Here is a 16,574-nt window from a genome sequence, read left to right as displayed (position 1 = left end):
CGCTGTGGTCAAACAGTCGGCGACAGTCAGATCACGAAGCGTGCTGCGCACGCGGGCCTCGAAAGCAGCCAGCTCCGGCGCCCCATCCCTATTGGCGCTCCCCAGCCTGCCCGCCCGCGCCTTTGCCGAACCAGCATCTTTGTGCGGAGACCCCGGATGCCAATCCGGGGATCGTCGGTCACTTGTTCCACATCACGCCTTCCTCGGTGATGACGGCATCGAGCGGGTTTTCATCGGGTTTTGCGCGCAGCATCGGCAGGAAGCCGTGCGCATAGCAAAGCCCGACCGTGACCGGCCGCGGCGTCAGTGCCGCGACTGAGCGGTCGTAGAACCCGCCGCCATACCCAAGTCTGGCCCCCTCGGTGCCATACCCCACGCACGGCAGCAACAACAACTCAGGCTGGAACTGCTCGGTGCCCTTGGGCTTCGGGATGTCGTGCGCATCCAGCTCGGTCGGGCAGCCCGGGTACCAGACATGGAAGCGCAAGGTGCCGTCGGTGCGGTCCATCACCGGCAAGCCGATGCGCCGGCCCGGTCCGCCTTCGCTCCAGCGGAACAGCGCCGGCAGCGGATCGAACTCGCCCTTGATCGGCCAGTAGCCGCCGATCAGTGTTTCGCGCCGGCTCACCAGCCAGATGCGCAGCATGCTCTGCAGTTGCACCGCGCGTTCCAGCCGGTCAGGCAGGGCCTGCCGGTCGGCGATGAGCTTCATGCGCAGCACCGCGAGGGTGGAAGACGTGTCAGGAGTGGCCATCGGGGCATTGTGACGCAGCCTTCCCGTCGTGTTGACAGCCCCTAACATCGGCGCATGGCCAGCACCGCATCACCGAAGGATGAATTCGCCCGCTACTGCGTCGAGCTGCTCGGCTCGCTCGGGCCGGCGCGTTCGCGCCGCATGTTCGGCGGTCACGGCTTCTACGTCGACGACGTGTTCGTCGCGCTGATCTTCCAGGAGCGCCTGTACCTCAAGGCCGATGACGCGACGCGGGCGCGCTTCGAGGGAATCGGCTGCCAGCCCTTTGTCTACGAGGCCGGCGGCGGCAAGCAGGTGTCGATCAGCTACTACACCGCGCCGGATGAGGCGATGGAATCGCCCGCGCTGATGCGCCCGTGGGCGCGGCTCGCGATGGAGGCGGGGCTGCGCGCCCACGCCGCCAAGGCCCGCAAGACCGTCAAGCCGCGTGCAGCGCCGGCGAAGCAGCGTGCAGTCGCGAAGAAAGCTGTTCGCTGACGCGTTGCACCAGGCTCTTGCCGTGCTTGCACGCATCCGGCGGCACCAGCAGCTGGAACGACGCGCTGGGCCAGGCCTCGAGCAAGGCCTTGCTGCCCTCCGGCAGCGCGATGCCTTCGCCGCTTTCCAGCCACACGTCCTGCGCCGGCTCGTCGGCCGTGCCGGGCAGCGTCAGCCACAGCCGGCCTTCGGTCACGCGCAGCCAGCGCGAGCCCGGGCCGATCGAAAGCGGACGCGCTTCACCGGGGGCCACGGTCCAGCTGGCGGCTTGGGATTGTTGAAAATTACGCATCACGGTCGGGGTAGCCATCTCGCATCTCCTTCACAGGTATGGAGTGAACTTTAGAGGGGCATCCGAGCCCGGTCCAATGAGTTAACGGGCGGGTATTGATACCATCCGCTCATGAATCAGCCACGCCATCGCCCGCTCTCGGTCGGCCCGATCCGCGCGTTCGAGGCGGTCGCCCGCCACCTCAGCTTCAGCGCCGCCGCCGACGAGCTGCACCTCACGCAATCGGCCATCAGCCGGCAGATCAAGGGGCTGGAAGAGGAGCTGGGCGCGCCGCTCTTCAACCGCGGCACGCGCTCGGTCGAGCTGACCAACGACGGCCAGCTGCTGCTGCGTGCGGTGGCGCCGTCGCTCGAGCGGCTCGACACGGCCGTGCGCCACATCCGCACCTCGCGCGGGCGCCGCCGCGTCACGGTCAACACCTTCGCGTCCTTCGTCTCGATGTGGCTGTTGCCGCGGCTCGAGGCCTTCCAGCGCGCCAACCCCGACATCGACATCCGCGTCTCCGCCACCGACATGGTGGTCGACCTGGACGATCCCGAGATCGACATCGTGCTGCGCTACGGCGGCGAGCACCTCGTGCCGCAGGGCACGCCGCGCCTGTTCGGCGAGACGCTGACGCCCGCCATCAGCCCGTGGCTGGCCGAGCAGATCGCGCGCGGCCAGGCGCCGCCGCTGTCGGTGCCGGCCGACCTGGCCGGCCACACGCTGGCGGAAGAGGACGACAACCGCCCGACCGCCGAGTTCCTCAGCTGGCGCCGCTGGCTGACGCTGCACGGCCAGGCGGGATTGCAGCCGCGCCGGTGGATGTACCTCAACTTCACCTACCAGCAGGTGCAGACCGCGCTGGCCGGGCAGGCCGTCGCGCTGGCGCGCATGGCGCTGGTGGCCGACTCGCTGGAACGCGGCGACCTGGTCGAACCCTTCGGCCCCGCAGGCCGCATCGATGCGCCGCACGCCTACTGGATGGTGGTGTCGCCGCTGTCGGTGGCGCGGCCCGAGGTGCAGCGCTTCCGCGACTGGCTGATCGAGCAGGGCGAGCGCACGCACGCGATGCTCACCGCGCAGTCGGCGCGCACCGTGCAGGGCCTCGCGGCAGCAGTGCCCGAGCTGGTCAGCTCACCACGCCGCGCTCGGTCACGATGAGCGCGAGCGGCAGGTCGTGCGCCTGCGGTGCGAGCTCGGCCTCGCTGAGCCGGCCCAGCTCCCACGCGATGCCGATCGCGGTGACGTGCGGGTGCAGCGCGAGCCAGCGGTCGAAATAGCCGCCGCCATACCCCAGGCGCCAGCCGCTGTCGCTGAAGCCGACGCAGGGCGCCAGCACCACGTCGGGCACCACCGCGGCACCTGCGGTGGCGGGGATGCCGCACTCGTCCCGCAGGCCGGGCGGCGTGCCGTCCCACAGCCGGTAGTGCATCTGCGGCGGCACGCGTTGCGTGAATGGCAATGCGCGTCGCAAGGCGGCATGCGATCGATCGCCATCCCACAGGCGTGCTGCGTTAAATTCGGAGCGCATGGGCCAGTACACGCCGAGGCACTCGGGTTCGAGTTGATCGAGAACAAGTCCGAGGTGGGCGGCCAGCGCGGCTTCGGCCGCCGCGCCCGCGGGCGATGCGGCGAATGCGGTGCGGGCGTCCAGCAATTGCCGGCGCAACTTTTTGCGGGCCTCGGGGTCGGTCGTCTGGATCGGCACGGTGGAAGGACAGCGTGAGCAAATACAAATCATATGGCCTGGCCATGACGCGGTGGATGCTGAAAGGCATGGCCGCGGCCGTGCTGGCCCACGGCTTCCCGGCCTGCGCGCAAAGCGGCAACGACGCGGTGCTCGAAGCCCGCGAGGCGCTGCGCAAGAAAGACCGCGCCCGCCTGGCCGCGCTGCGCGACAGCGCGATCGCCGAGCGCAACCCGCTCGCGATGTGGATCGACTACTGGGAGATCGGCCAGCGCCTGCAATTCGTGCAGGCCGACGAGATCGCCGCCTTCTATGCGCGCTGGCGCGGCACCTACGTCGAAGACCGGCTGCGCAACGACTGGCTGCTCGAGCTCGGCCGCCGCCGCGACTTCAAGACGCTGGCCGCCGATTTCCCGAGCTTCCGGATGAACGACGACCGCGAGGTTTCGTGCTATGCGCTGCTGGCCGACCAGCTGGACGGCAAGGACGTGCGGGTGGCCGCCCGCGCCGCCTGGTTCGCGCAGCGCGAGGCCGACGATGGCTGCGCGCTGCTGGCCGCGACGCTGTACGACGCGAAGCAGCTCACCGAGGCCGACGCCTGGCGCAAGGCGCGCCTCGCGATCGACGGCAACAAGCCGCGCGCGGCACGCCAGGCGGCGCTGATGGTCAGCACCCGGGCCGCCAGTGACGTCGACGACCTGGCCGACAACCCGGCGCGCTACCTGACGCGCGCACTCGGCGGCCGTCAGGCCAACCAGCTGAACACGCTGGCGCTGATGCGCCTGGCCGCGAGCGACCCCGAACTGGCCGCCAACCTGCTGACCGGCAAGTGGGAGGCGGCGCTGCCGCCCGAACTCGCGGCCTGGGCCTGGGCCGCGGTGGGCAAGCAGGCGGCGCTGAAGCTGCTGCCCGAGGCCTCCGGCTACTTCACGCGCGCGGCGCTGCTGTCGGCCAAGGCCTCGACGCCGATCGACTGGGCCGACGAGACGCTCGCCTGGAAGGCACGCGCCGCGTTGCGCGCCGCCGAAGGCGCACCGCGCTGGCAGCAGGTGGTGCAGGCCATCGACGCGATGAACCCGGGCGAGCAGCGCGACGCCACCTGGGTGTACTGGAAGGCGCGCGCGCTGCGGGCGCTGGCCAAGGATTCGTCCGAAGGCGATGCGCTGCGCGCGCAGGCCACCGAGATGTTGACCGGCATTGCCGGCCAGTTCGGCTTCTACGGCATGCTGGCCGCCGAAGAGCTGGGCCAGCCGATCACGCTGCCGGCCGCACCGCAGGCGCTGACACAGGACGAGCGCGATGCCGCCGCGCGCCAGCCCGGCCTGGCGCGGGCGCTGGTGCTGGTGTCCATCGGCCTGCGCAGCGAGGGCGTGCGCGAATGGAACTTCACGCTGCGCGGCATGGAAGAGCGCGAGCTGCTGGCCGCCGCGCAGCTGGCCTGCGACCGCCGGGTCTGGGACCGCTGCGTCAACACCAGCGACCGCACCAAGGGCGAGATCGACATTGCGCAGCGCTACCCGACGCCGTTCCGCAACGAGGTGATGGGCGCCGCCAAGACCACCGCGGTCGACCCGGCGCTGATCTATGGCGTGATGCGCCAGGAATCGCGCTTCCAGTCCGACATCCGCTCCAGCGCCAACGCCTACGGGCTGATGCAGGTGATCCAGCCGACCGCGAAGAACGTGGCCAAGCGCATCGGCATGGCCTACGACCCGGCGCAGATCTTCGACGTGCCGACCAACGTGCAGCTGGGCGCGAGCTACCTGCGCCTGCTGCTCGACGATTTCGGCGGCTCGCAGGTGCTGAGCGCCACCGCCTACAACGCCGGCCCGGGCCGGCCGCGGCGCTGGCGCGAAGGGCCGAAGCTCGAGCCGGCGATCTGGATCGAGAACATCCCGTTCAACGAGACGCGCGACTACGTGAAGAAGGTGATGGCCAACACCTTGCTGTACTCGACGCTGCTGAACGACCCGACCGCGCTGCAGACCGGCTCGCTGAAGGCGAAGCTGGGCAAGCCGGTGGGGCCGCGCGAACCGACGGCGCCGCCGCCGGACACCAACCTGCCCTGATCCCCCTGCCAGGTACCGCCATGCCCGACCTGCTCGTCCTCGGTGGTTCCGGATTCGTCGGCCGCGCGTTGTGCGCCGAGCTGATGCAGCGCAACGGCGCTGCCGGCGGGCGCCTGACGGTGCCGACGCGGCACCTGCAGCGCGCGCGGGCGATCCAGCTGCTGCCGACGGTCGAGCTGGTGCAGGCCGACCTGCAGGACGACCGCCAGCTGGCGCAGCTGGTGGCGGGCCGCGATGCGGTGGTCAACCTGGTCGGCATCCTGCACGGGCGCGAGGTCGATTTCCAGCGCGTGCACGTCGACCTGCCGAACCGCGTCGCCAATGCCTGCCGCCATGCCGGCGTGCGCCGGCTGGTGCACGTCAGCGCGCTCGGCGCCCAGGCCGGTGCGCCCAGCATGTACCTGCGCTCGAAGGCCGCCGCCGAGGCGGTGCTGCTGCAGTCGGGGCTGGACGTGACGGTGCTGCGGCCGTCGGTGATGTTCGGCGAGGAAGACCGCTTCATGAACCTGTTCGCGCAGTTGCAGCGGCTGCTGCCGGTCGTGCCGCTGGGCGGCGCCGACGCGCGCTTCCAGCCGGTGTGGGTGCAGGACGTGGCGGCGGCCATCGCGCAGACGCTGGCGCGCGGCGCCGTCGCGGCGCGCTGCTACGACTGCGCCGGGCCGAAGGTGTACACGCTGGAACAGCTGGTGCGGCTGGCCGGTCGGTGGTCCGGGCATCCGCGGCCGGTGTGGGCGCTGCCGGACGGGTTGGCGCGGCTGCAGGCCGGGCTGATGGAGTGGCTGCCGGGCGAGCCGCTGATGTCGCGCGACAACCTCGACTCGATGAAGGTGCCGAACGTCGCGAACGACGCGTTGCCGGGGCTGGACGCGCTGGGCGTGCGGCGCAGCGCGCTGGAGGCGGTGGCGCCGGACTACCTGGGCTGGAAGGCCGGGCCGGCGCGGCTGGAGGCGTGGCGGCGGCAGGCCGGGCGGCACTGAAGGCGGCACCGACGCGGATGCAGCGCATGCGCGCCCGGCATGGGGTTCATTCGCAAGTCTCATCGGTCGGGCGTGCGACCTCGCCTACGATGGCCGGCCCTACGTTGACTCGCCACCCCGAGGTCCCGCCATGCAGCTCTACATCGGCAACAAGAACTACTCGTCCTGGTCCATGCGCCCGTGGGTGCTGCTGAAGCAGGCCGGCATTCCGTTCGACGAGGTCAAGATCCGCTTCGATTCGTTCGAACCCGATTCGAAGTTCAAGACCGAGCTGGCCCGCCATTCGCCGACCGGGCGCGTGCCGCTGCTGGTGGACGACGGCTTCGCGGTGTGGGACACGCTGGCGATCGCCGAGTACCTGGCCGAGAAGTTCCCGGCCAAGCAGTTGTGGCCGGCGGACACCAAGGCCCGGGCGCGCGCGCGCAGCGTGTGCGCCGAGATGCATTCGGGCTTCGGCGCGCTGCGCAATCACTTCCCGATGAACGTCGAGGCCTCGCTGCCCGAGGTCGGCGAGCGCCTGTTGCGCGAGCAGCCCGCAGTGCGCGCCGACCTGGACCGGCTGGTGCAGCTGTGGGGCGAGCTGCTGCAGCAGCACGGCGGGCCGTTGCTGTTCGGCAGCTTCACGATCGCCGATGCCTACTTCGCACCGGTCGTGATGCGGCTGCTGACCTACAAGCCGCCGCTGCCGGCCGCGATCGCGGCCTATGTGCAGCGGGTGCGCGAGTTGCCGGGCGTCGATGCCTGGTGCCGCGATGCGCTGGGCGAAGCGGATTTCCTGGCGTTCGAGGAGCCGTACCGGACGTCGCGCTGATCACGCCGATGGAACGGACAGGCGGGCCGGGTTACGAAGGAAGCATCTCGCCGGCTTGCCTGTGATGTGATGCACGCGGCCGTGGCGAGGGTGTCAGCCTGGGCCCAAGACATGAGCGTCGGAGCAGCGTCGTGGTGGAGGTGCTGTTGCTGCTCCGATGCCGGGAATGACGAGGGCTCTCCGACCGAGCAATCCAGGAAGGAGTTCGGCCAGGTCTTCTGCCTCCTGGGTGGTGAGCCCATTTCGTCATCGGAAGCCCTTGACTTGTTGCGAAGTCGCTTCGCGAATGCGCCACAGGAGTTGGTCCGTTGCGGTTCATTGCTGGGCAATGCATTCGGCAACGCAAAGGACGAAGCGGAACTTCGCACCGTGCTGAACGTGAGAAGCGCATGGCTTGCTGCGATGGCGTACAACAAGAATTTCCAGGTGGGGGACGATCCCCCGCAGTTCCTGGAGCGCGTCGCTCAGGAGCCAGCCCTGCTGGTACTGGACCGGACAATTCTCGACATCGAGGTCGTCTGCCTCGTTGACGGGCGGCAACCGCAGCCTGGCGAGATGGAGGCATTGCGCGATGTGCTGGCACGCCTCCCCCATGCCGGGGAGGGTAAGGCTGCGGACGTCGTGGCAGCCTTTCAGGCCCGCTTGGCGGCGCTGGGCGTCGACACAGGATGAAAGGACGCCCCGTAAACTGCCCGCCATGAAAACCTGGATGGTCGGCGGCGCAGTCCGCGATGCATTGATGGGCCGCCCGGTCAACGACCGCGACTGGGTCGTGGTCGGCGCGACGCCGCACGAGCTGGTCGAGGCCGGCTACGTGCCGGTCGGCAAGGACTTCCCGGTCTTCCTGCACCCCGACACCAAGGAAGAAGTCGCCCTCGCGCGCACCGAGCGCAAGACCGCTCCCGGCTACCACGGCTTCGCCTTCCATGCCGACCCGAGCGTCACGCTCGAAGAAGACCTGCAGCGCCGCGACCTGACCATCAACGCGATGGCGCAGGATGAAGACGGCACCCTGGTCGACCCCTGGGGTGGCCGGCGCGACCTGCAGGACAAGCTGCTGCGCCACGTCTCGCCGGCCTTCGCCGAAGACCCGGTGCGCATCCTGCGCCTGGCGCGCTTCGCCGCGCGCCTGCCCGATTTCACCGTCGCGCCCGAGACCGAGGCGCTGATGCGCCACATGGTCGAGATCGGCGAGGTCGACGCGCTGGTGCCCGAGCGCGTCTGGCAGGAGCTGTCGCGCGGCCTGATGGAAGACACGCCGTCGCGCATGTTCGAGGTGCTGCGCAGTTGCGGTGCGCTGGCCCGGTTGCTGCCCGAGGTCGACCGGCTCTGGGGCGTGCCGCAGCCGCCGGCGCACCATCCCGAGGTCGACACCGGCGTGCACCTGATGCTGGTGCTCGACATGGCGGCCCGCCTGCAGGCGCCGCTGGCGGTGCGCTTCGCCTGCCTCGGCCACGACCTCGGCAAGGGCACGACGCCGGTCGAGGACCTGCCGCGCCACATCGCGCACGAGGCGCGCAGCGTCGCGCTGGTGCAGGACGTGGCGCAGCGCCTGAAGGTGCCCACCGAGTGCCGCGAGCTGGCCGAGGCGGTGGCGCGCGAGCACGGCAACGTGCACCGCAGCCTGCAGCTGGATGCGTCGGCCGTGATGCGGCTGTTCGACCGTTGCGACGTGTGGCGCCGCCCGCAGCGCTTCTCCGAGCTGCTGCTGGCCTGCGAATGCGATGCGCGCGGCCGCACCGGCTTCGAGGAGCGGCCCTACCCGCAGCGCCCGCGCCTGCAGGGCGCGCTCGACGCGGCGCTGGGCGTCGACACCGCCAAGGTGTCGAGCGATGCGCTGGCGCGCGGCTGGAAGGGCACCGCGATCGGCTCGGCGATCCGCCATGCGCGCTACAGCGCGGTGCTCGAATTCCTGGCCGCACCGGCGCCAGGTTTCAGTTGAAACACAAGGGCCGCCCCGGGAAACGCAATCTGCATCACCATCGCGAACCATCAGGGTGCGCACCCCGCGCGATGGAGACCCCGATGAGCGACACCTCCGTGCTGACCTACCGCGGCACCGTCTACCCCTGGCACTGCGACCACATGGGCCACATGAACGTCATGTGGTACGTCGGCAAGTTCGACGAGGCGATCTGGAACCTGTTCACCCGCTTCGGCCTGGCACCCGCCTGGCTGCGCACGCACGGACGCGGCATGGCCGCCGTCGAGCAGCGCATCCACTACCGGCGCGAACTGCTGGCCGGTGACGTGGTGTCGGTGCACTCGGCCGTGACCGAGCTGCGCGACAAGGTGGTGCTGCTGCGCCAGACCATGTTCAACGACGCGGCCGGCGAGATCGCCGCGACCATGGACCTGGTGGCGGTGCACCTGGACACCCGGGCGCGGCGCGCCGTGCCGTTCCCGCCCGAGATCGCGGCCGCCATCCGGGCGGCCCGCGACCCCCTGCCGGCGGGCGCCCATGCCTGAACGCGATCCGCGCCCCCGGGTCCGCGTGGTCGACGCCGACCCCGACCTGGCCGCGCTGCTGGCGGTCTGGATGGCGGAGCGGGCCACGCTCGTCACGGCGCACGACGGCCAGGGCGACGGCGTTGGCGCGATCGACCTGCTGCTGGTCGACATTCCGTTCCCGCGCCAGGCCGCGCCGCGCCTGCGCCAGCTGGCGCAGGCCCACCCCGGCACGCCGGTGCTGGCGCTGTCGTCCACCTTCTTCGGCGGCGTCGCGAGCCAGGGCGATGCGGCGCGCAGCCTGGGCGTCGCGGCGGTGCTGCCCAAGCCGCTGGCGCGCGATGCGCTGCTGGCGGCGGTCGACGAGCTGCTGCCGGCGCGTGCATGAAAGCCTGGACGACGCACCGCTGGACGCCGCGCAGCATCGCGTGGCTGGGCGGCCTGTTCATCGCCGCCACCTTCGTGCTGGCCGCTTTCGACATCGTGCGCAGCCACCGCGCCGCGGTGGCCGACACCGGGCGCGAGCTCGATGCCCAGGCGCGCGTGATCGCCGAGCAGACCGCGCGCGGCGTGCAGGCGGTCGACGTGGTGCTGCGCCACCTGGCCGAACAGCTGCAGAGCGGCCGGCTGCTGGAAGCCGACGACGACCAGCTGCACGCCTACCTGAAGGAGCAGGCCGCCGGCCTGGTGCAGATCGACGGGCTGGTGGTGTTCCGCCCGGACGGCACGGTGCGCGCCGTCTCGGTGCGGCCGAGCACCCAGCTGCTGCCGCTCAACGTCTCGAAGGAAGATGCGTTCCGCCGCCTGCAGGGCGGCGAGACCGGGCTGGTGATCGCCGATGCGCGCATCAGCCCGGGCAATGGCAACTGGGTGTTCCCGATGGGGCGCCGGCTGGTCACCCCGGACGGGCGCTTCGCCGGTGCCGTCGGCGCGCCGGGCCGCATCGCCTACTTCCAGGATTTCTACCGCGACGCCTATCCGGAGCAGGGCACGCGCGTGGCGCTGGTGCGCCGCGACGGTGCGCTGCTGGCGCGGCACCCACCGGCCAACCAGGCGCTGGGCAAGCGCTTCGCGCTGGTGGACCAGCTGATCGCGGCGTCGGCTCCGGCGCCCACGCGCAACAAGAGCCCGCTCGACGGCGTCGAGCGCTTCGGCGCGCTGCGCCTGGTGCCCGACTACCCGCTGGCGGTGATCGTCACGCGCGACGTCGACGTCGCGCTCGCGCCGTGGCGCGCACAGGCCATCGGCACCGTGCTGCGCACGCTGGGCCTGGGCGCGTTCGCCGCCTTCCTGCTGGGCCTGGCGATGCGCCAGCTGGCGCGCATCCAGAGCGCGCGCGAATCGCTCGAGGCCTCGCAGGAACGCTACCGGCTGGCGGCCGCCGGTTCGGACGACGGCATGTGGGACTGGGATTTCACGACCCGCATGGCCTTCGAGTCGTCGCGCGCCCGCGAGCTGCAGGGCCTGCCGCCCGAGCCGCAGCTGCAGCCGCTGGACGCGCTGGTCGCGTCGCTGAACCTGCACCCGGACGACGCGCCGCGCCGCGAGTCCGGCATCCGTGCCCACCTGGACGGGCTGACGCCGGCCTACGAATGCGAGTACCGGGTGCGCCACCCTGATGGCGGCTACCGCTGGGTGCGGGTGCGTGCGCTGTGCACGCGCGACGCGGCCGGCACGCCGCTGCGCATGGCCGGCTCGGTCAGCGACATCGATGCGCGCAAGCGCGCCGAGGTGGCACGGCAGGAAAGCGAGGAGCGCTTCGCGGTCGCCGTCACGGGTTCGGACGACGGCATCTGGGACTGGAACTACGCCACCGGCCAGGCCTTCGGCTCGCTGCGCGCGCGCGAGATCGTCGGCATGCCGCTTGGCCGCGAGACGCAGTCGATCGACTCCTGGTTCGACGAGATGGCGCAGCAGCTGCACCCCGACGACCTGCCGCAGCGCAATGCCGCCATCACCGCCCACCTGGCCGGCGACACCCCCGCCTACGAGGGCGAGTTCCGCGTGCGCACGGCCGACGGCGGCTACCGCTGGATCCGCGCGCGCGGCATGTGCGTGCGCGACGCGGACGGCCGGCCGCTGCGCATGGCCGGCTCGGTCAGCGACATCGATGCGCGCAAGCGCGCCGAAGAGGCGCTGCAGCAGTCGAAGGAGGCGCTGCGCAGCTCGGAAGAACGCTACCAGCTGGCCGTCGACGGCTCGAACGAAGGCCTGTGGGACTGGGACCTGGCGAGCGACATGCTGTTCCTGTCGCCGCGCGCGCAGCGGCTCACCTACCAGGTGCTCGGCGACCCGCTGCGCCCGCGCAAGGAATGGATCGCGCGCACCACCTACCACCCCGACGACCGGGTGATGGTGCGGCGCGCCATCGCCGAGCACCTGCGCGGCGCGACGCCGCATTTCGCGGTCGAGTACCGGGTGCAGCACCATTCCGGCGAATGGCACTGGTACCGGCAGCGCGGCGTCGCGCTGCGCGACGCGGCCGGCCGGCCCTACCGCATGGCCGGCTCGATGGAGGACATCAGCGCACGCAAGAACGCCGAGAGCCAGCGCGACCGGCTGGAGCAGCAGCTGCGGCAGGCGCAGAAGCTGGAGGCCATCGGCACGCTGGCCGGCGGCATCGCGCACGATTTCAACAACATCCTGTCGGCCATCCTCGGCTACGGCGAGCTGGCGCAGAAGGACGCACCGGCCGGCAGCGCGCTGCGCCGCCACGTGGATGCGGCGCTGGCCGCGGGGCTGCGCGCCAAGTCGTTGGTCGAGCGCATCCTCGCGTTCAGCCGCAGCGGCATGGGCGACCGCGTGCCGGTGCCGGTGCAGGCGGTGGTGACCGAAGAGCTGGACGCGGTGGCCGCGTCGCTGCCGCCGGGCGTGCGCCTCACGCGTACGCTGGCCGCCGACGACGCCGGCGTGCTGGGCGACCCGACGCAGATCCACCAGGTGGTGATGAACCTGTGCGCGAATGCGGTGCAGGCGATGAAGGCCGAGGGCGAACTGGGGGTGTCGGTGGACGTCGTCACGCTCGATGCGCCGCTCACCGTGGCCACCAGCAGCCTGCCGCCCGGCCTCTACGTGCGGCTGGCGGTGCGCGACACCGGCCATGGCATCCCGGCGGTGCTGCTGGAGCGCATCTTCGACCCGTTCTTCACGACCAAGGAGGTCGGCGTCGGCACCGGGCTCGGCCTGTCGCTGGTGCACGGCATCGTCACCGACCTGGGCGGCGGCATCGCGGTCGACAGCCGGCCGGGCACCGGCTCATGCTTCACGGCCTACCTGCCCTGGCAGCGCTACGTGGCGGTGCGGCCGGCGGCGGCGGAGCCGGCGGTGGCGGCAGGGCAGGGCCAGGTCATCCTGCTGGTCGACGACGAGGAGGCGCTGGTGCGCCTGGGCGAGGAACTGCTCGCGCGGCTGGGCTACGAACCGGTCGGCTTCTCGTCCAGCAGCGCTGCGCTGGCCGCCTTCCGCGCCGATCCGCAGCGCTTCGACGCGCTGCTGTCGGACGAGGCCATGCCCGGCATGACCGGCTCCGAGCTGGTGGCCGAGGTCCGCCGCATCCGGCCCGCGCTGCCGGTGGTGCTGATGAGCGGTTTCGTCAGCCCGGCGCTGGCGGCACGGGCGCAGGAGAACGGCGTCAGCGAGGTGCTGTGCAAGCCGCTCGCGTCGCACGACATCGCGCGCAGCCTGGCGGCTGCCCTGTCGGATGGCTTGCATCGCAAGACGGGGTGAATATGCTTGCAACCGTGACCACCGAACCTGTTCCCGCCGCCCGCAGCCACCTGCCGCACGTGCTGGCGGTGGACGACGACGCGGCCATCCGCGAGCTGCTGGTGGACTATCTCGGCGCGAACGAGCTGCAGGTGACGGCGGTGGGCAACAGCCGCGACCTGGCCGCGGTGATGGCGCGCGAGGTGGTCGACCTGGTGGTGCTGGACGTGCGTCTGCAGGGCGAGGACGGCATGCAGATCGCGCGCCGGCTGCGCGAGGCCTCGGCGATTCCGATCCTGATGCTGACCGGCCGCGCCGAAGAGGCCGACCGCGTGATGGGCCTGGAGCTCGGCGCCGACGACTACCTAACCAAGCCCTTCAGCACGCGCGAGCTGCTGGCACGCATCCGGGCGCTGCTGCGCCGCGCGCAGGCGCAGGCCAGCGTGGCCGATGCGATGACGCGGGTGCGGGCCTACCGCTTCGCGGGCTGGGAGTTGAACGTCGGCTTGCGGCGCCTGAAGTCGCCCGATGACCGCCAGGTGGAGCTGACCAACGGCGAGTTCAGCCTGCTCGCGGCCTTCCTGAGCGCGCCGCAGCGCACGCTGACGCGCGACCAGCTGCTGGAGTTGTCACGGCTGCACAACGCCGAGGTCTACGACCGCTCGATCGACGTGCAGATCCTGCGGCTGCGGCGAAAGATCGAGGCCGATCCGGCGAATCCGGGCTTCATCGTCACGCAGCGCGGCGCGGGATATGTGTTCTCGGTCGCGGTGGATGTGGTGCGCTAGGGTTTGGCTTCGAATGGATTGAACAGGTCGACTCCGAACTGCGAAAAGTCGCCGACGTTGCGCGTGACCACGATGAGTTTGTGCCGCTTCGCCGTCGCCGCGATCATCGCGTCTTCATACAGCGTGTCGGAGCGTCGATGCATGAGCCGTGCCCATTCGCGGAACGTTTCGGCGTCCATCGGGAGAACGTTGTAAGACGCCGCGACCCTGTCGGCCCACTGCTCGATTTCCGCGGCCTTCGTCGCGTCCTGTTCCCGGGTGAGCTCGATGCCGGCCTGGACCTCGCCCAAGGTCACGGCCGACACGTGCAGATCGCCGTCGGCAACCGATTCGAGCCATGCAATGACGGCCCCATGGGGGCGAGGCCGACGCAACTCGGAAATGACGTTGGTATCGAGCAGGTACATGCCACTCAAGGCATCGGGTCGACGCGGCGCCGGCGGGCAGCACCCCGCGGCGGAACGAGCTGCTCCGTGCGTGCATCGTTCGACAGCAGCAGTTCTTTCAGTGATGGCTTTGCAGCGGCATGCAGCCGTCGCCATTCCGAAGCCGGCACCAGCACGGCAGCCTCGGCACCGCGCTTCGTCACCATCTGCGGTCCGTCCGCGAGACAGGCTTCGAGAAACTCGCTGAAGCGCGCTTTTGCATCCTGGACGGGCCAAGCTCTCACGGGAAACCTCTAAAAGACTAGTTACCTGACTAGTCTAGCATTCTGCAGGCGTGAAGAGACCCGCTTGGCCCAGTCCCTATCGGCGAGATGGCGTGATCCGGCGGCGCGCCCGATCCGCCAACGCCAGCAGCCAGCGCAGCRCACGCTGCTCATGCGCGACGAACACCGGAACGGCGAGCCTCAACACGCCGGGCAGGTGGTGGGAGCCTGCCAGGCGGTTCGGGCGGCGCATGGCTCAGGTCGCGAAGTACCGCGCCTCTAGCGCGCGGGCATTCGTCAGGTGCAGCCTCAGCATCAGCCGGTCCAGCCAGCTCAGCGGCTGCACGCGCCCGTCGGGCATCGCGAGCACCGGGCCGAGGATCGGTTCTTCCTCGATGCGGGATTCCTGGTAGTCCTGCTTGCGTGTGTCAGTCATGCCGGCCTCCTTGAGCTGCGGTCTCCGTTCGACCGCGGGTGCGTCGCCAGGAGCCGCTGGGGTTGTAACCAGTTGTAGGGCGTGACGCAAGTCTCGTTTCCACCAGGGCCCCCGCGTTTCAACGGTAATCACCCGGCGCCGGCACGAAACCCCGCCGCAATCCCCGGGGCGCGAAATACAGGCTCACCCCCGGAGGACCTGCGATGAACACCTCGCCCGCCTACGAACTGCGCTTCCAGTCGCTCTTCCACGAAGGACGCGCACTGGCCTTTCCCTGCGACGCCACCGGCCGCGTCGCGCTCGACGCGTTGAGCGAGCGGGCGCGCTGCAACTACTTCGGCGCCCGCCACCGCATCGGCCGCGACTACGCCGTGCCGCGCGTGCTGCCGGCCTCCCACTGAGGCCGCCATGGCCACCCGTTCCCCTCTGCCGGCGATGGCAGCCACCCAGGCCCTGGCGCTCGCTGCCGCGGCCATCCTCGTGTGTTGCGGCGAAGCGCCCGGCACGCCCTTCGTCCTGTCCCTGGAGACCCTGATGTCCGCGATCTCTTCCTCCCTGTCTTCATCGGCATGGCGCCTCGGCGCGCTGGCCGTTGCGCTCGGCCTGGCCGGCTGCGGCAGCGCCATGCTGATGCAGCACGACGCGCAGGCCGTGCCGCTGCCGGCCGCGCTGCCGGCGCTGGTGCCCGCGGCCGGTGTCGCGCAGCGCGCCGACCTGGCGATCGACCGCTGGTGGACGCTGTTCAACGACCCGGCGCTGGATGCGCTGGTGGCGCAGGTGCTGGCGCAGAACCACGACCTGGAAGCCGCCGCCGCCCGCGTGCGCGAGGCGCGCGCCCAGCTCGACGAGGTGCGCGGCGCGCAGTCGCCGTCGCTGGACCTGCAGGCCCAGCATGCCCGCTCGCGCCAGTCGCGCGACGGCGCCTTGCCGCCGGGGGCCGATCCGTTCATCGGCAACCACAAGGTGCAGCTGGCCGCGCAATACGACGTCGACCTGTGGGGCCGCCTCGCGTCCGGCAGCGAGGCCGCACGCCAGCGCCTGCTGGCGCAGGAATGGGCGCGCGCCGCGCTGCAATGGAGCCTGACGGCCCAGGTCGCCGAGGCGCATTTCAGCCTGCGCGCGGTGCAGCGCCAGATCGACCTGAGCGACGCGGTGCGCGACAGCCGCGGCCGCACCGTGAAGCTGCGCCGCGCCGAGTTCGACGCCGGCAGCGCCAGTGCACTCGACCTGCGCCGGGCCGAGGCCGAGCTGGCCGGCACTGCCGCCACGCTGGCCAGCCTGCAGCGTCAACGCGCCGCGCTGGAAGCGACGCTCGCGCTGCTGGCCGGCCAGCCGGTGGAGCAGCTCGCGATGACCGAGCCGGCACGCCAGCCGCTCGACACCGTGCAGCCCTTCGTCGCTCAGCTGCCGCAAGGCGATGCGGCGCAGTGGCTGGTGCGCCGGCCCGACCTGCGCCAGGCCGAGGCGCGCCTGGCGGCCGCCCGCGCCGACATCCAGGC

The 16,574-nt window shown here is 71.1% G+C and carries 19 protein-coding genes; 13 read left to right on the top strand and 6 right to left on the bottom strand.

Annotation, left to right across the window (positions count from 1 at the left end):
- Positions 1-178: 178 nt before the first annotated feature.
- Positions 179-754 (bottom strand): 5-formyltetrahydrofolate cyclo-ligase, encoded by a 576-nt coding sequence (locus AC1DYN_RS28075; protein WP_477965288.1) that lies wholly within the window; start codon positions 752-754, stop codon positions 179-181.
- Between the two features lie 54 nt (positions 755-808).
- On the opposite strand from AC1DYN_RS28075, the gene AC1DYN_RS28070 reads away from it, so the two are divergent.
- On the top strand, positions 809-1,231 hold the full coding sequence (locus tag AC1DYN_RS28070; protein ID WP_477965286.1) for a TfoX/Sxy family protein: 423 nt from the start codon (positions 809-811) through the stop codon (positions 1,229-1,231).
- On the opposite strand, the gene AC1DYN_RS28065 is transcribed toward AC1DYN_RS28070, so the two are convergent.
- On the bottom strand, positions 1,173-1,541 hold the full coding sequence (locus AC1DYN_RS28065) for a DUF2917 domain-containing protein (RefSeq protein ID WP_477965284.1): 369 nt from the start codon (positions 1,539-1,541) through the stop codon (positions 1,173-1,175). The two genes, AC1DYN_RS28070 and AC1DYN_RS28065, sit on opposite strands and share 59 nt — an antisense overlap.
- Positions 1,542-1,634: 93 nt before the next feature.
- Between AC1DYN_RS28065 and AC1DYN_RS28060 the strand changes: the two genes are divergently transcribed.
- Positions 1,635-2,666: a LysR family transcriptional regulator gene (locus AC1DYN_RS28060; RefSeq protein WP_477965282.1), complete on the top strand. Its 1,032-nt coding sequence runs from the start codon at positions 1,635-1,637 to the stop codon at positions 2,664-2,666.
- Here the strand turns inward: AC1DYN_RS28060 and AC1DYN_RS28055 are convergent.
- Positions 2,635-3,213 carry a 5-formyltetrahydrofolate cyclo-ligase gene (locus tag AC1DYN_RS28055; protein WP_477965280.1) on the bottom strand — a complete coding sequence of 193 codons (579 nt, stop codon included), beginning with the start codon at positions 3,211-3,213 and terminating at the stop codon, positions 2,635-2,637. The genes AC1DYN_RS28060 and AC1DYN_RS28055 overlap by 32 nt on opposite strands.
- 44 nt (positions 3,214-3,257) lie before the next feature.
- Here AC1DYN_RS28055 and AC1DYN_RS28050 point away from each other — a divergent pair, with 44 nt between their 5' ends.
- The 9 genes from AC1DYN_RS28050 to AC1DYN_RS28010 all read left to right on the top strand — a co-directional run bounded on the left by AC1DYN_RS28050 (position 3,258) and on the right by AC1DYN_RS28010 (position 13,990).
- Positions 3,258-5,261 (top strand): lytic transglycosylase domain-containing protein, encoded by a 2,004-nt coding sequence (locus AC1DYN_RS28050; RefSeq protein WP_477965278.1) that lies wholly within the window; start codon positions 3,258-3,260, stop codon positions 5,259-5,261.
- 20 nt (positions 5,262-5,281) lie between these two features.
- Complete coding sequence (locus AC1DYN_RS28045; RefSeq protein ID WP_477965276.1) at positions 5,282-6,238, top strand: complex I NDUFA9 subunit family protein; 957 nt, start codon at positions 5,282-5,284, stop codon at positions 6,236-6,238.
- A 130-nt stretch (positions 6,239-6,368) separates the two neighbouring features.
- Complete coding sequence (locus AC1DYN_RS28040) at positions 6,369-7,049, top strand: glutathione S-transferase family protein (RefSeq protein WP_477965274.1); 681 nt, start codon at positions 6,369-6,371, stop codon at positions 7,047-7,049.
- A 111-nt stretch (positions 7,050-7,160) separates the two neighbouring features.
- Positions 7,161-7,721, top strand: a complete 561-nt coding sequence (locus AC1DYN_RS28035; protein WP_477965272.1) for a hypothetical protein — start codon at positions 7,161-7,163, stop codon at positions 7,719-7,721.
- A gap of 25 nt (positions 7,722-7,746) precedes the next feature.
- Entirely contained in the window at positions 7,747-8,991 is a 1,245-nt protein-coding gene (locus tag AC1DYN_RS28030; RefSeq protein ID WP_477965270.1) for a multifunctional CCA addition/repair protein, read from the top strand.
- Between the two features lie 83 nt (positions 8,992-9,074).
- Positions 9,075-9,518, top strand: coding sequence for an acyl-CoA thioesterase (locus tag AC1DYN_RS28025; protein WP_477965268.1), 444 nt, complete (start codon positions 9,075-9,077; stop codon positions 9,516-9,518).
- Positions 9,511-9,885 carry a DNA-binding transcriptional response regulator gene (locus AC1DYN_RS28020; RefSeq protein WP_477965266.1) on the top strand — a complete coding sequence of 125 codons (375 nt, stop codon included), beginning with the start codon at positions 9,511-9,513 and terminating at the stop codon, positions 9,883-9,885. Before AC1DYN_RS28025 ends, AC1DYN_RS28020 begins: the two co-directional genes overlap by 8 nt.
- Positions 9,882-13,223, top strand: a complete 3,342-nt coding sequence (locus tag AC1DYN_RS28015; RefSeq protein WP_477965264.1) for a PAS domain-containing protein — start codon at positions 9,882-9,884, stop codon at positions 13,221-13,223. Before AC1DYN_RS28020 ends, AC1DYN_RS28015 begins: the two co-directional genes overlap by 4 nt.
- Positions 13,224-13,237: 14 nt before the next feature.
- Positions 13,238-13,990 (top strand): response regulator, encoded by a 753-nt coding sequence (locus tag AC1DYN_RS28010; RefSeq protein WP_477965262.1) that lies wholly within the window; start codon positions 13,238-13,240, stop codon positions 13,988-13,990.
- Here the strand turns inward: AC1DYN_RS28010 and AC1DYN_RS28005 are convergent.
- The 3 genes from AC1DYN_RS28005 to AC1DYN_RS27995 all read right to left on the bottom strand — a co-directional run bounded on the left by AC1DYN_RS28005 (position 13,987) and on the right by AC1DYN_RS27995 (position 15,075).
- Positions 13,987-14,397, bottom strand: coding sequence for a type II toxin-antitoxin system VapC family toxin (locus AC1DYN_RS28005; RefSeq protein ID WP_477965260.1), 411 nt, complete (start codon positions 14,395-14,397; stop codon positions 13,987-13,989). The genes AC1DYN_RS28010 and AC1DYN_RS28005 overlap by 4 nt on opposite strands.
- Positions 14,398-14,402: 5 nt before the next feature.
- Complete coding sequence (locus AC1DYN_RS28000; protein WP_477965258.1) at positions 14,403-14,660, bottom strand: type II toxin-antitoxin system Phd/YefM family antitoxin; 258 nt, start codon at positions 14,658-14,660, stop codon at positions 14,403-14,405.
- A gap of 235 nt (positions 14,661-14,895) precedes the next feature.
- Positions 14,896-15,075, bottom strand: coding sequence for a hypothetical protein (locus AC1DYN_RS27995; RefSeq protein ID WP_477965256.1), 180 nt, complete (start codon positions 15,073-15,075; stop codon positions 14,896-14,898).
- Between the two features lie 203 nt (positions 15,076-15,278).
- Here AC1DYN_RS27995 and AC1DYN_RS27990 point away from each other — a divergent pair, with 203 nt between their 5' ends.
- Complete coding sequence (locus AC1DYN_RS27990; protein ID WP_477965254.1) at positions 15,279-15,476, top strand: hypothetical protein; 198 nt, start codon at positions 15,279-15,281, stop codon at positions 15,474-15,476.
- A gap of 7 nt (positions 15,477-15,483) precedes the next feature.
- The coding region (locus AC1DYN_RS27985; RefSeq protein ID WP_477965252.1) for a TolC family protein at positions 15,484-16,574 on the top strand (1,091 nt) is incomplete at its 3' end.

Source organism: Rhizobacter sp. P2_D12 (assembly GCF_056404395.1).
The sequence above is the reverse complement of the archived record's forward strand: the minus strand, read 5'-3'. Positions and strand labels throughout refer to the sequence as shown.